11 protein-coding genes and 2 riboswitches are annotated in these 13,553 nt (G+C 72.7%); of the genes, 5 read left to right on the forward strand and 6 right to left on the reverse strand.

Annotation, left to right across the window (positions count from 1 at the left end; genetic code table 11):
• Nucleotides 1-97 precede the first annotated feature (97 nt).
• From ACSMXR_RS31245 to ACSMXR_RS31265, 5 genes are read right to left on the reverse strand one after another with little or no spacing between them, the layout of a single operon-like run.
• The gene (locus ACSMXR_RS31245; RefSeq protein WP_473170401.1) at nt 98-907 is read right to left on the reverse strand and encodes an enoyl-CoA hydratase; all 810 of its coding nucleotides are present in this window, start codon (nt 905-907) and stop codon (nt 98-100) included.
• Nucleotides 904-1,830: a 3-hydroxyisobutyrate dehydrogenase gene (gene mmsB, locus ACSMXR_RS31250; protein WP_473170402.1), complete on the reverse strand. Its 927-nt coding sequence runs from the start codon at nt 1,828-1,830 to the stop codon at nt 904-906. The genes ACSMXR_RS31245 and mmsB overlap by 4 nt, the downstream gene beginning before the upstream one ends.
• Nucleotides 1,827-2,894: an enoyl-CoA hydratase/isomerase family protein gene (locus ACSMXR_RS31255; RefSeq protein ID WP_473170403.1), complete on the reverse strand. Its 1,068-nt coding sequence runs from the start codon at nt 2,892-2,894 to the stop codon at nt 1,827-1,829. Before ACSMXR_RS31255 ends, mmsB begins: the two co-directional genes overlap by 4 nt.
• Nucleotides 2,891-4,045 carry an acyl-CoA dehydrogenase family protein gene (locus ACSMXR_RS31260; RefSeq protein WP_473170404.1) on the reverse strand — a complete coding sequence of 385 codons (1,155 nt, stop codon included), beginning with the start codon at nt 4,043-4,045 and terminating at the stop codon, nt 2,891-2,893. The genes ACSMXR_RS31255 and ACSMXR_RS31260 overlap by 4 nt, the downstream gene beginning before the upstream one ends.
• Entirely contained in the window at nt 4,042-5,544 is a 1,503-nt protein-coding gene (locus tag ACSMXR_RS31265) for a CoA-acylating methylmalonate-semialdehyde dehydrogenase (RefSeq protein ID WP_364882874.1), read from the reverse strand. The genes ACSMXR_RS31260 and ACSMXR_RS31265 overlap by 4 nt, the downstream gene beginning before the upstream one ends.
• Nucleotides 5,545-5,769: 225 nt before the next feature.
• Nucleotides 5,770-5,948: riboswitch (cobalamin riboswitch) on the reverse strand.
• Between the two features lie 91 nt (nt 5,949-6,039).
• On the opposite strand from ACSMXR_RS31265, the gene cobF reads away from it, so the two are divergent.
• Nucleotides 6,040-6,831, forward strand: coding sequence for a precorrin-6A synthase (deacetylating) (cobF, locus tag ACSMXR_RS31270; RefSeq protein ID WP_137233939.1), 792 nt, complete (start codon nt 6,040-6,042; stop codon nt 6,829-6,831).
• A 79-nt stretch (nt 6,832-6,910) separates the two neighbouring features.
• On the opposite strand, the gene ACSMXR_RS31275 is transcribed toward cobF, so the two are convergent.
• Nucleotides 6,911-7,108, reverse strand: coding sequence for a hypothetical protein (locus tag ACSMXR_RS31275; RefSeq protein ID WP_030084228.1), 198 nt, complete (start codon nt 7,106-7,108; stop codon nt 6,911-6,913).
• Between the two features lie 264 nt (nt 7,109-7,372).
• Here ACSMXR_RS31275 and ACSMXR_RS31280 point away from each other — a divergent pair, with 264 nt between their 5' ends.
• From ACSMXR_RS31280 to ACSMXR_RS31295, 4 genes are all read left to right on the forward strand, one after another.
• On the forward strand, nt 7,373-8,017 hold the full coding sequence (locus tag ACSMXR_RS31280; RefSeq protein ID WP_218524168.1) for a TetR/AcrR family transcriptional regulator: 645 nt from the start codon (nt 7,373-7,375) through the stop codon (nt 8,015-8,017).
• Between the two features lie 95 nt (nt 8,018-8,112).
• Nucleotides 8,113-9,513, forward strand: a complete 1,401-nt coding sequence (locus ACSMXR_RS31285) for an MFS transporter (protein WP_473172468.1) — start codon at nt 8,113-8,115, stop codon at nt 9,511-9,513.
• A gap of 31 nt (nt 9,514-9,544) precedes the next feature.
• Nucleotides 9,545-9,760, forward strand: a riboswitch (cobalamin riboswitch).
• Nucleotides 9,761-9,925: 165 nt separating this feature from the next.
• Entirely contained in the window at nt 9,926-12,250 is a 2,325-nt protein-coding gene (metE, locus tag ACSMXR_RS31290) for a 5-methyltetrahydropteroyltriglutamate--homocysteine S-methyltransferase (RefSeq protein ID WP_137233936.1), read from the forward strand.
• Between the two features lie 127 nt (nt 12,251-12,377).
• Nucleotides 12,378-13,313, forward strand: coding sequence for an Imm49 family immunity protein (locus tag ACSMXR_RS31295; protein ID WP_473170405.1), 936 nt, complete (start codon nt 12,378-12,380; stop codon nt 13,311-13,313).
• Nucleotides 13,314-13,553: the final 240 nt, after the last annotated feature.

Raw genomic sequence — 13,553 nt, forward strand, 5'->3', positions numbered from 1 at the left:
ATGGCCGGATACGTGCGTACGTGCGCTCACACGCAAGCACGGGGGCCGCGCCCCGGACGTCGGCACGTCACGGGCCGCGTTCCCGGCGCCCCGGATATCAGCGGTGCGTGAACTCCGCGGGCCGCTTCTCGGTGAACGCCTTCATGCCCTCCTTCTGGTCGGCCGTCGCGAACACCGCGTGGAACAGGCGGCGTTCGAAGCGGACGCCCTCGGCGAGGGTCGTCTCGAAGGCCCGGTTCACCGCCTCCTTCGCCATCATCGCCACGGGCGCCGACATTCCGGAGACCGTGTCCGCGACCGCCAGCGCCTCCGTCAGCAGATCCGCGTCCGGGACGATCCGGGAGACGAGACCGGCCCGCTCCGCCTCCTCGGCGCCCATGTTCCGGCCGGTCAGACACAGGTCCATCGCCTTGGCCTTGCCGATCGCCCGGGTCAGCCGCTGGGAGCCGCCGATGCCCGGGATCACCCCGAGCCGGATCTCCGGCTGCCCGAAGACCGCCGACTCCGCGGCGATGACCAGGTCGCACATCATGGCCAGCTCGCAGCCGCCGCCCAGGGCGTAGCCCCGTACGGCGGCGACCGTGGGCGTGCGGAGCTGCCCGAGCCGGTCCCAGGCGGTGAACCAGTCGCTGAGATACATGTCCGTGTAGCTCTGCGGCTGCATCTCCTTGATGTCCGCCCCGGCCGCGAACGCCTTCGTCCCGCTGCCGGTGACGACGATGCAGCCGACCTCCGGATCCCGGTCCAGCGCCTCGGCCGCCTCGACCGTCTCCCGCATGACCTCCAGGCTGAGCGCGTTGAGGGCCTTGGGGCGGTTCAGGGTGAGCAGGGCGGTACGGCCCCGGCGCTCGACCAGGATGGTGCCGTGCGGGCCCGGGGTGGGCGCGGTCTCGCTGTGCTCGCTCACGTGGTGCTGCCCTTCAGTGCGTCGGTGGTGTTCGACGAGGCGGCCCGGATGGCCCGGACGATCCCGGAGAAGTCCTGGTCGGCCCCCGGCCCTTCGGCGAACCGTGCGTACAACTCGGCCGCCCGCAGGCCCAGTTCGGCGTCGATGCCGCCCGCGCGCAGGGCATTGGCGGCCAGCTGGAGGTCCTTCGCCATGAGCGGCGCGGCGAACCCGGGGCGGTAGTCGCGGTTGGCCGGGCTGGCCGGGACCGGGCCGGGGACCGGGCAGTTGACGGTGAGCGCCCAGCACTGGCCGGAGGCCGCCGACGCCACGTCGTACAGCGCCTGATCGGAGAGACCGAGGCTCTCGGCGAGCACGAACGCCTCGCTGACCGCGATCATCGAGACGCCGAGGATCATGTTGTTGCAGATCTTCGCCGCCTGCCCGGCGCCCGCGTCGCCGCAGTGCACCGCCTTCTTGCCCATCACCGCCAGCAGCGGCTCGGCTTGTGCGAACGCGCTCTCCTCGCCGCCGGCCATGAAGGTGAGCGTGCCCGCCTCGGCCCCCACCACGCCGCCGGAGACCGGCGCGTCCAGCGACCGGTGACCGGCCGCCTCCGCCGCCGCGTGGGCGGCCCGGGAGTCCGCCACGTCGATGGTCGAGCAGTCGACGAACAGGGTGCCGGGGCGGGCGGCGGCGAGCAGGCCCTCCGGCCCGTACAGGGAGAGGACATGGCGTCCGGCGGGCAGCATGGTGATCACCACGTCCGCGACGGCCGCCGCCTCGGCGGCCGACCGGGCCGCCTCGATCCCGGCCGCCACGGCGGCCGACAGACAGGACTCGACGAGATCGTGACCGAGCACCCGGTACCCGGCACTGACGAGGTTGGCGGCCATCGGGCCGCCCATGTGGCCGAGGCCGATGAACGCGACGGTGGTGGTCACCAGGGCACCTCCTGCGGTGAGTCGGACGCGGCGAGGGAGAGTTCCTCGCCGCCGGTCGGAGCGAAGTACCGGGCCACGTCCGCGTCCGTGACCTCCACGAGCGTGCCGGGCGACCAGCGCGGGTTCCGGTCCTTGTCGATCACCTGGGCCCGGATGCCCTCCACCAGGTCGGGGGAGGCGAGGGCCGCGCAGGAGACGCGGTACTCCTGCTCCAGCACCCGTTCCAGCGGCCCGAGTTCGCGCGCCCGGCGCAACGCGGCCAGGGTCACCTTCAGCGCGGTCGGCGACCGGCCGAGGATCGTGGCGGCCGCCTCGCCGGCCGCCGGGGCGTCGGAGGCGAGCAGCCGCTCCACGATCTCCTCGACCGTGTCGGCGGCGTAACAGCGGTCGATCCAGGCCCGGTCGGCGTCCAGCACACCGTCGGGCGCGTCCCGGACATGGCGGGGGAGCACCTGGGCCGGGGCCCCGGTCCGCAGCTCGGCGAGGAACGCGGGCAGGCCCTCCTGCGGTACGAAGTGGTCCGCGAGCCCGCACAGCAGGGCGTCCCGGGCCCCCACCACCGCACCGGTCAGGGCGAGATGGGTGCCCAGCTCGCCGGGGGCCAGCGCCAGCAGATAGGTGCCGCCGACGTCCGGCACGAAGCCGATCCCGGTCTCCGGCATGGCCACCTTGGACCGCTCGGTGACGATCCGGACGTTGCCGTGCGCCGAGACGCCGACCCCGCCGCCCATCACGATGCCGTCCATGACCGCCACATACGGCTTCGGGTAGCGGGCGATACGGGCGTTGAGCCGGTACTCGTCGCGCCAGAACGCGGCCGAGGCCCTGCCGCCCACCCGGGCGTCCTCGTGGATGGACCGGATGTCGCCGCCCGCGCACAGGCCGCGCTCCCCGGCCCCGGTGATGACGACCGCCCCCACCTCGGGGTCGTGTTCCCACCGGTCCAGGGCCGCCGCGATCGTCTCCACCATCGCGTGGGTGAGGGCGTTGAGCGCCTTCGGCCGGTTCAGCGTCAGCACCCCGGTACGCCCCTCGGTGCGGGCGAGCACGAGTTCCTCGGTCATCGCAGGGCTCCCGTCAGGCTCCGGGCCACCATGACGCGCATGATCTCGTTGGTCCCTTCCAGGATCTGGTGGACCCGCAGGTCCCGGACGATCTTCTCGATGCCGTACTCGGCCAGATAGCCGTAGCCGCCGTGCAGTTGGAGCGCCCGGTCGGCCACCGAGTAGCCGGTGTCGGTCGCGAAGTGCTTGGCCATCGCGCACAGTTGCGGAGCACCGGCCACATTTCGGTCGAGCGCCTCGGCCGCCTGCCGTACCAGGGCGCGGGCCGCCGCCAGCTCGGTCGCCATGTCGGCCAGCCGGAACTGCAGCGCCTGCGAGTCCAGCAGCCGGGCGCCGAACGCCTCCCGGTCCGCGAGATGGGCGAGGCTCCGGTCCAGCGCGCTCTGCGCACCGCCCAACGAGCAGGCGGCGATGCCCAGTCGGCCGCCGTTCAGGCCGTTCATCGCGATACGGAAGCCGCCGCCCTCCTCGCCGAGCAGCCGGTCGGCCGGGATCCGCACCTCGTCCAGCAGGACCTGCCGGGTCGGCTGGGCGTTCCAGCCCATCTTCTTCTCGTTGACCCCGAACGACAGCCCGGGATCGTCGCGTTCGACGAGGAACGCGGAGATGCCCCGGGGCCCGTCGTCGCCGGTGCGGGCCAGCACGATGTAGATATGCGAGGCGCCTGCCCCGGAGATGAACTGCTTCGTCCCCGTCAGCACCCAGTGGCCGCCGTCGCGGACCGCGCGGGTGCGCAGCGCGGCGGCGTCGGACCCGGCGCCCGGCTCGGTCAGGCAGTAGCTGCCGAGCTGCTCCATGGTGCAGAGCGCGGGCAGATAGCGGCCGCGCTGGGCCTCGCCGCCGTACCGGTCGATCATCCAGCCGACCATGTTGTGGATGGAGAGATAGCCCGCGATGGACGGGCAGCCGGTGGCCAGGGCCTCGAAGACCAGGACCCCGTCGGAGCGGGAGAGCCCGGAGCCGCCGAGTTCGTCGCGTACGTAGACGCCGCCGAGGCCGAGTTCCGCCGCCTTGCGCAGGACGTCGACGGGGAAGTGCTTGTCCTGGTCCCAGGCGACGGCGTGCGGGGCCAGGTGTTCCTGGGCGAAGTCCAGGGTCGTCTCGACGACCGCGAGCTGGTCGTCGGTGAGGAGCGTGGTCACGGCACTCATCCCATGGTCGGAATCGTGAAGCTCGCGCCGTCCCGGATTCCCGAGGCGGGCCAGCGCGAAGTGACGGTCTTCGTACGGGTGTAGAAGCGGATGGCGTCCGGACCGTGCTGGTTCAGATCGCCGAAGCCGGACCGCTTCCAGCCGCCGAACGTGTGGTACGCGACCGGCACCGGGATCGGCACGTTGACGCCGACCATGCCGGTGTCGACGCGGCGGGTGAAGTCGCGCGCGGTGTCGCCGTCGCGGGTGAAGAGCGCCACGCCGTTGCCGTACGGGTGCTCCGAGGGCAGCCGCAGCGCCTCCTCGTAGTCGGCCGCGCGGACCACGGACACCACCGGGCCGAAGATCTCCTCCTGGTAGATCCGCATGTCCGGAGTGACCCGGTCGAAGAGCGAGGCGCCCGCGAAGAAGCCGTCCTCGTGACCCTCCAGGGTGAAGTCACGGCCGTCGACGACCAGTTCGGCGCCTTCCTCGACGCCGAGATCGACATAGCCGCGGACCCGCTCCACCGCGTCGCGGCCCACCAGCGGCCCGAAGTCGGCGTCCGGGTCGTCCGAGCGGCCGATCCGCAGCTCGGCGATCCGCTCGGTGAGCCTGGCGACCAGCGCGTCGGCGGTGGCCTCGCCCACGGGCACCGCCACCGAGATCGCCATGCACCGCTCGCCCGCCGATCCGTAACCCGCCCCGATCAGCGCGTCCACCGCCTGGTCCAGGTCGGCGTCCGGCATCACGATCATGTGGTTCTTCGCCCCGCCGAAGCACTGCGCGCGCTTGCCGTGGGCGGCGGCGGTGGCGTAGATGTGCGCGGCGATCGGGGTCGAGCCGACGAAGCCGAGCGCCTTGACGCGCGGGTCCTCCAGCAGGGTGTCGACCGTCTCCTTGCCGCCGTTGACGACGTTGAGCACCCCGGGCGGCAGCCCCGCCTCCAGGAACAGTTCGGCCAGGCGCAACGGCACCGACGGGTCCCGCTCGGAGGGCTTCAGGATGAAGGCGTTTCCGCAGGCCAGAGCGGGGGCCGCCTTCCACAGCGGAATCATCGCGGGGAAGTTGAACGGGGTGATGCCCGCGACGACGCCGAGCGGCCGGCGCAGCGAGTGGACGTCGATGCCGGACCCGGCGTTGTCGCTGAACTCGCCCTTCACCAGGTGCGGGACACCGGCGGCGAACTCCACCACGTCCAGTCCGCGCGCGATGTCGCCGTGCGCGTCCGCCACGGTCTTGCCGTGCTCGGAGGAGAGCAGCCGGGCCAGCGCGTCCTTCTCCTGCTCGACGAGCTGGAGGAAGCGCAGCAGCACCCGGGCGCGGCGCTGCGGGTTCCACTCGCCCCACTCGTGCTGGGCCTCGGCCGCGTCGGCGATGGCCGCCTCGGTCTCGGCGCGGTCGGCCAGCGGTACCCGGGCCTGGACCCGGCCGGTGTTGGGGTCGTACACATCGCCGTAGGCGCCCGAGGTGCCGGGCGTCTGCTTGCCGCCGATGAAATGGGTGAGTTCGCGGACCATGGAAAGCCTGCTCTCGTCGGTGAGATCGTCAGGTGAGATCCGGGGATGGCACGCGGCGGCTCCGGCGCACGGCGCACCGTCGGTGCGCGGGCGCGAAGGGGCCTGCCGTGGGTGGGACGCGAAGGGCGTGGGCCGTCAGGGGGCGGGAAGAACCGCTCGCCGGGACGGGCCTGCGGGGCCGGGCATGCGGACCGGTGCCATGCGTGTCTGCTCCATCCTCGTGGAAACACGGAACATCCCGCGGCCGGTATCCTGACTCCCGGATCGACGCCCGTCCTCATGCCTTCCCGACGGCGGCTTCGCCGTCAGTGGCGTGTCCTGCGAGGACGAACTCCCCGGTCACAGTGGCGGGACCGCGCCGGATTCGCACCGGCTTCCCTGACACCACGGGCCTTGAGGGCGTCCGGCTGCGCACCGGCCACCCCGCTGCCCCGAAGATATAGTTGGACGTCCTAGTAAGTCCACCCCGGCTCGCCCCTGGCATGATCGGCCGACATGAGCTACGCACCGCGCCACGTCCTCGTCATCGGCATGGGCGCCGGAGACCCCGACCATCTGACCCTCGCCGCGGTGAAGGCCATGCGCCGGGCCGACGTCTTCTTCGTGCTCGGCAAGGGCAAGGAGAAGGAGTCCCTGACCCGGCTGCGGCGGGACATCCTGGACGAACACCTCACCGGCCCCTACCGCGTCGTGGAGGCCGAGGACCCGTGGCGGGACCGCACCCAGCAGGACGGCGGGCGCTACGCCTCGGCGGTGCACGACTGGCGGCAGCGCCGCGCCGACATCTGCGAACGCCTGATCATCGAGGAGCTCGCGCCGGGGCAGTGCGGAGCCTTCCTGGTGTGGGGCGACCCCTCGCTGTACGACAGCACCCTCGCGATCCTCGACGACATCCGGGGCCGTGGCACGGTGGAATTCGGCCATGAGGTGATCCCCGGCATCAGCAGCGTCTCCGCCCTCGCCGCCCGGCACCGCGTCACCCTGAACGGGGTCGGCCGCCCCATCCACATCACCCCCGGCCGGCGGCTGGCCCAGGGCTTTCCCGGGGACGACGTCGACATCGTCGTGATGCTCGACGGCCATGAGACCTTCACCCATCTGACGGGCAGGGGGCTGTGGATCCACTGGGGCGCGTACATCGGCACCCCGGACGAGATCCTCGTCTCCGGCCCGCTCGACGAGGTGGCCGAACGGATCAGCCGGCTGCGCGCGGAGGCCCGCGAGCGGCACGGCTGGATCATGGACACCTATCTGCTGCGCCCGGCGCCGGACGCCACGGACGCCTGAGGCCACGGACGGGCGACGGGTCCACGTCGAGGCGCGGGCGGCAGCGGCCTCCGCACCTCGTCGTCGGACCGGCGGGGTGTCAGCGCCGGGTCTCGTGCGCCCGGATCACGCCGAGCCCGTGTCCCAGGCTCGGGCACTCGGCGGTCAGGTCGTCGCCCCGCACCAGATAGTTGTGCACCCGGCCGTCCGTCGGCCGCTCGATCGCGCGATACAGCGTGCCGTTCACCGTGATCGTCCAGTCGTCGCCGTCCTGGGCCCATCCGACGGTCTTCTTCATAGGGCGTTTTCCTTTCCTCTGGTCGAACGTCGCCGGGGTCCGGCGGCCGTGTAGTGGGAAGAAGAACGGCTTGTGACGCTCCGTGGTTCCGCGTTCTCTACGCCATTCGGTTACATCTGGGTCACTGCCTCCGCACAGTCGAGGTCCACGACCTGACCGGTGGTCAGGGAGCGCGTGACGAACGGCGGAACGGATGCGGAACGCCCGTGGCGCTCCCCGCCCATCGAGTAGACACTGTCTACTCGATGGTGCTAGAAGTTCTTCATGGAAGACGAAATCCCGCTGCGGGAACGACTGGTGGACATCGGCGTCGAGATGGTGGCGGCCGAGGGGATCGCGGCGCTGGGGCTGCGGGAGATCGCCCGTCGTGCCGGTGTCTCGCACGGCGCGCCGCGCCGCCACTTCCCGACCCACCGCTCGCTGCTCTCCGCCATCGCGGGGCGCGGATTCGACGCCCTGAAGGACCGGCTCGACACCTCGCTCCGGCCGGACGGCGACCCGCGCGCCCAGCTGTGCCTCCTGGTCGAGGGCTATGTCGGATTCGCCGTCGAGCAGCGCCCGATGTTCGAGCTGATGTTCCGCCACGACCTGCTGGACGGCGGCGACGAGGCCGACGGGCGGCCCAGGCTGCGCGAGAAGACCCTCCCGCTGTTCGCCTCGCTCGTCGCCCTGGTCGCCCGGCACCGGCAGGACCCCGCCCGGCCGTCGTCCGCCGGGCCCGAGCCCGCCCCGGACGTCGTGGCCGCCGCCCTCTGGGCGAACGTCCACGGCATCGCCCAACTGTGGAGCTGGGGAAGCCTCTCCCTCACCCTCGACGCCCCCTCACCGGGCGACCCGCGCGCCCGCGAGAGCCTCGCGCCGCTGATCGCCCGGACCGTCGACGCCCACCTCGGACCGGCGAAACCGTGACCGTACCCGCGCCCCCGCCCGTACCCCCGTCGACCGGCCCCGCGACCGCCCCCGCCCGGCCCCGCCTCGCCCTCGCGGGCAGTGTCGCCGGGGCGATGATCGTCGCGCTCGACGGCTCCGTCCTCTTCGTGGCCCAGCCCAGCCTTCAGCGCGACCTCTCCGCGCCCCTCGCCCAGGTGCAGTGGACGAGTACGGCGTACCTCCTCGCGGTGGCGAGTCTTCTCGTCCTCGCCGGACGGCTGGGGGACCGGTACGGCCACACCCGACTGCTCCTGACCGGATCGCTCGGCTTCGGGGCCGCGTCCATGGGCATCGCCGTGGCGCCCTCGGTCGGCTGGGTCATCGCGCTGCGCGCCGTACAAGGAGTGTTCGGAGCCCTGCTGCAGCCGGCGACGCTGGCCCTGCTGCGCCAGGTCTACCCGCCGGACCGGCTCGGCCTGCCGGTCGCCCTGCGGACCAGCGCCATCGGAGTGGCGGCCGCCGCGGGTCCGCTGCTCGGCGGCTTCCTGGTGGCGCGGTTCGGCTGGCGGTCCGTCTTCGTCGTCAACGTGCCCATCGCGCTCCTGATCGGCCTGTTCTGCCTGGCGGCCCGCGTCCCGAAGGACACCGCCGTACGGACATCGGGCCGCCGCCCGGAGATCGGCGGAGGCCTCCTGCTCGCGGCCGCGCTCGCCCTCCTGGTGAACGCCCTCGCCGAAGTGGAACTCCACGGCTGGGCCGACCGCCGCACGGTGGCGGGACTGCTCTGCTCGGCCGCCGTCGCGGCGGTCCTCGTCCGCCACGAACGCCGCAGCCGCGATCCGCTGGTACCGGCGGCGGTCGCACGGTCCGTACCGGTCACCGCCTCCATGGCGATGTTGCTGTTCACCGCGAGCGGCCTGTTCGGCGCCCTGTTCGTCAGCACGTACTTCCTGCAGTACGCGCTGGGCCTCGCCCCGCTCGACAGCGCCCTGCGCGCCCTGCCCATGACGGCCCTGATGATCGTCGGCGCGCCGGTCGCCGGGCGGCTGCTGCGCGTACTCGGCGCGCGGACCACCGCGCTCGGCGGCACCCTGCTGGTCGTCCTCGGCATCGGCTGGCTGGCCGGCACCGACAGCACCACCGGACCCGTGGCGACGGGCGCGGCCTTCGCCGTGCTGGGCGCCGGGTACGCCACGGTGATGGTCACCGCCACCGGCACGGTGGTGGGCGACGCGCCGCCCGGGTACGCCGGAGTGGTGGGCGGCCTCAAACAGACCGCCGTGAACATCGGACCCGTCCTCGGCATCGCCGTCGCCGCCGGTCTGCTGCCCGCCGCCGGGGCCGGACAGGCGGAACGGTGGGAGGGGGCGATGGGCACGGCGCTCCTGGTGCTCGCCGCGACGGCCGCGCTCGCGCTGGTCCCCGCGGCGCTGCTGCCGGGCACGCGCCGGCGCACCGGACCGCCCCCGGGCGACGCGGACCGTGGACGGCCGGAAACCGCCGCCCCGTGTCTCACATCACCGTCCGAAGTGTGAACAACGGTGTGCGCCCGGCGGTCGCCCCCTTAGGGTGACCGGTGCAGCTGGTTCGCCCTGTCCGCCAGATGGGGTGTCGTAAGAGGGAACCCGGTGGGAATCCGGGACTGCCCCGCAGCGGTGAGTGGGAACGACCGCCGTCATACGCACTGGGCCCGGCCGGGTCTGGGAAGCGACGGCCATTAGGTGTCTGCCTCCGGCAGACGTGCCCGCGAGTCCGAAGACCTGCCCGCTGCCCGCACGCGACCGTTCGCGTGCGGAGATCTCGGTGACCTCGTGGGCGGGTCGGCGTAACCATCAGGTGGACGGACACGGTTCCAGGTGTCCCGGCGTCCGCCCGATGCGTCATCCCTTCGTGTTCGCGTCCCGTCCCGGGATCTGCACAGCAGACACGCTCGCGAAGGAGAGTCACGTGACAGCGAAGCCCGCAGCCGCGGCAGCACGGGCCACCGTGTACGGCTACCCCCGCCAGGGTCAGAACCGTGAACTGAAGAAGGCCATCGAGGGCTACTGGAAGGGCCGCGTCACCGCGGACACCCTCCGGCAGACCGCCGCCGAACTGCGCCGGGGAACCTGGCAGCAGCTCGCCGAGGCCGGCGTCCACGAAGTGCCGACCGGTGATTTCTCGTACTACGACCATGTCCTGGACACCAGCGTCATGGTCGGCGCTGTCCCCGAGCGGCACCGCGAAGCGGTCCGCGCCGACGCCCTCGACGGCTACTTCGCCATGGCCCGCGGCACGCAGGATGTCGCGCCGCTGGAGATGACGAAGTGGTTCGACACCAACTACCACTACCTGGTGCCCGAGTTGGGCCCGGACACGGTGTTCGCCGCCGACTCCGCCAAGCAGGTCGCGGAGTTCAAGGAGGCCCTCGCGCTCGGCCACACCCCGCGCCCGGTGCTCGTCGGCCCCGTCACCTACCTCCTGCTCGCCAAGGCGGCCCCCGGTGTGGCCGCGGACTTCGAGCCGCTGACCCTGCTGGACCGGCTGCTCCCCGTGTACGCCGAGGTCCTCGCCGACCTCCGGGCGGCCGGCGCGGAATGGGTGCAGCTCGACGAGCCCGCCCTCGTCCAGGACCGCACCCCGGCCGAGCTGAACGCCGCGGCCCGCGCCTACCGCGAGCTCGGCGGACTCGCCGACCGGCCGAAGCTGCTGGTCGCCTCCTACTTCGGGCGGCTCGGCGAGGCGCTGCCGGTCCTGGCCAAGGCCCCCGTCGACGGTCTCGCGCTCGACTTCACCGAGTCCGGCGCCGGAAACCTCGACGACCTCGCGGCGGCGGGCGGACTGCCCGGCAAGCGCCTGGTCGCCGGAGTCGTCAACGGCCGCAACATCTGGATCAACGACTACGAGAAGTCGCTCGCCACCCTCGGCACGCTCCTCGGCCTCGCGGACCACGTCGACGTCTCCGCCTCCAGCTCCCTCCTCCACGTCCCGCTGGACGCCGGGGCGGAGAGCGACATCGACCCGCAGATCGCCCGCTGGCTCGCCTTCGCCAAGCAGAAGACCCAGGAGATCGTGGTCCTGGCGCGCGGTCTGTCCGACGGCACCGAGGCCATCGCCGCCGAACTCGCCGCCAACCGGGCCGACCTGGCCTCCCGCGCCGACGCCGCCATCACCCGCGACCCGGCCGTCCGGGCGCGTACGGCGGCCATCACCGACGCCGACGGCCGCCGCTCGCAGCCGTACGCCGAACGCACCGCAGCCCAGCGCGCCCACCTCGGGCTGCCGCTGCTGCCGACCACCACCATCGGCTCCTTCCCGCAGACCACCGAACTGCGCACCGCGCGGGCCGACCTGCGGGCCGGCCGTATCGACGAGGCCGGTTACGAGGACCGGATCAAGGACGAGATCCGCGAGGTCCTCTCCTTCCAGGAGAAGGCCGGACTCGACGTCCTGGTGCACGGCGAGCCCGAACGCAACGACATGGTGCAGTACTTCGCCGAGCAGCTCACCGGCTACCTCGCCACCCAGCACGGCTGGGTGCAGTCCTACGGCACCCGCTACGTCCGCCCGCCGGTCCTCGCGGGCGACATCTCGCGCCCCGAGCCGATGACCGTGCGCTGGACCACGTACGCGCAGTCGCTCACCGAGCGCCCCGTCAAGGGCATGCTCACCGGCCCGGTCACCATGCTCGCCTGGTCCTTCGTCCGGGACGACCAGCCGCTCGGCGACACCGCCCGCCAGGTGGCCCTCGCCCTGCGCGACGAGGTCAACGACCTGGAGGCGAGCGGCACTTCGGTCATCCAGGTCGACGAGCCCGCACTGCGCGAGACGCTTCCGCTGCGGACCGCCGAGCACGCCGCGTACCTGGAGTGGGCGACCGAGTCCTTCCGGCTCGCCACCGCCGGGGTGCGGCCGGACACCCAGATCCACACCCACATGTGCTACGCGGAGTTCGGCGACATCGTCCAGGCCATCGACGACCTCGACGCCGACGTCATCAGCCTGGAGGCGGCCCGCTCCCACATGCAGGTCGCCCGCGAACTGGCCGCCCACGGCTACCCCCGTGAGGCCGGACCCGGCGTCTACGACATCCACTCCCCGCGCATCCCGAGCGCCGAAGAGGCGGCGGCCCTGCTCCGCAAGGGACTTGAGGCCATTCCGGCCGGGCGCCTGTGGGTGAACCCCGACTGCGGCCTGAAGACCCGTGGCTGGCCCGAGACCCGGGCCTCCCTGGAGAACCTGGTCGCCGCCGCGCGGGAGATCCGCGCGGAGCTGCCCACCGAAGCGGCGTGATCGCGGCCCGGTGCGGGAGCGGCCACCGCCGCTCCCGCACCGGGCCGTACCCGTCGGGCCCGGGCCATGTCCGAGCCCGCTGATAGCGTGCCGCTTCCGGATCGAAGATCACGAAAGGGCGGGGTGCGTGCGGGAAGTGACGTGTCATGAGGTGGACGCCCGGCGGCTGGACGAGGCGTCGGAAGGCATCGTCGGGCGCACCGCGGGCCGGTGGCACGGAATGCGCTACGACGACCCGGCCCCGCGGCGCATGCGCGAACTGGCCGGGGAACTGCTCGACCATGTCGCCGCCCGCACCGGGCGGGGGGCCGCACTCGACGATGTGGCACGCGCCGCGCTGCGCACGGCGGCGGAGTGCCACCTGGGGGAGATGAGCGTCGGCTGCTTCCCCGAGGGCGGACAGGAGATCCTCTTCCCGCTGATCGGCGAGGAACTCAGCACCAAGGACATGCCCTACAGATCCTTCAGCGCCGCCGTCACCTCCGACGGAGCGCCGGCCCCTTCCGCCCGCACCTGGATGGACACGTTCGCCGTCGCCCTGGTCAGCGGGCTGGTATGGGACTGGCAGCGGGTCATCGGACTGGAGCTGCTCCACGACTACGCGCCCGAGATCCACGAAGGCGTTCCGCACTCCTGGTTCGACTCGGTGTCGGACCCGGCGGACCTCGCCGCGATGGACGCCCTGTGCCTGTACCTGGCCGAGGCGGAGGGACCCCAGCCCCGCCACCGGCCCACCGTGACGCTGCGCAAGCCCGATGCGGCCGAGCGGGCACAGGCCGCCGCCGCGCTCGACGCGGTGGGCGAACCGACCCCCGATCAGCGACTGTTGCGCATCCTCCTCGACGACGAACAGCACGCGTTCGAAGCGGCGTTGGCGGACCGGCTCGACACCTACCGGGAGAACCAGGGGCCCGCTCCCGCGCCCCGCAGCCTGCTGCCGCTCGACGCCCTCGCCCTGGCCGCGCTCGCGGTGCAGGTGCACGGATGGGAACTCGGCGTCCGCTCCCGCTACCTGCCGCCCGAACTGCTGGGAACCACCGACGCGTTGCGCCGGGCGGCGTAGGTGGGACCCGGCAACCCGGGCCCCTGGTAAGCGAAGTAGCCTCCATGGCCCGGCGGGCCGCCGTCCTGCGCACCCTCGAAGTTAGGTTAGCCTAACCAGCGGATATCCGGTGGTGGATCTTCTTTCCCGCCCCCGGTACCGCCCTGCGTGCGGACACCGCTCCCGCCCGACCCCGCCGCGCACTTTGACCGAAGGGCTTCGCCATGCCACCTGCTCACCTCCCGCCGTCCGGTGAACCGC

The organism is Streptomyces sp. DSM 106670 (assembly GCF_055792845.1).

Excerpts from the sequence above, each read along its gene's own strand:
- ACSMXR_RS31285 (WP_473172468.1), top strand. The coding sequence starts at position 8,113 with ATGATCGTCGCGCTCGACGGCTCCGTCCTCTTCGTGGCCCAGCCCAGC.
- ACSMXR_RS31265 (WP_364882874.1), bottom strand. The coding sequence starts at position 5,544 with ATGGTCCGCGAACTCACCCATTTCATCGGCGGCAAGCAGACGCCCGGC.
- cobF (WP_137233939.1), top strand. The coding sequence starts at position 6,040 with ATGAGCTACGCACCGCGCCACGTCCTCGTCATCGGCATGGGCGCCGGA.
- ACSMXR_RS31260 (WP_473170404.1), bottom strand. The coding sequence starts at position 4,045 with ATGAGTGCCGTGACCACGCTCCTCACCGACGACCAGCTCGCGGTCGTC.
- ACSMXR_RS31280 (WP_218524168.1), top strand. The coding sequence starts at position 7,373 with ATGGAAGACGAAATCCCGCTGCGGGAACGACTGGTGGACATCGGCGTC.
- ACSMXR_RS31275 (WP_030084228.1), bottom strand. The coding sequence starts at position 7,108 with ATGAAGAAGACCGTCGGATGGGCCCAGGACGGCGACGACTGGACGATC.
- ACSMXR_RS31255 (WP_473170403.1), bottom strand. The coding sequence starts at position 2,894 with ATGACCGAGGAACTCGTGCTCGCCCGCACCGAGGGGCGTACCGGGGTG.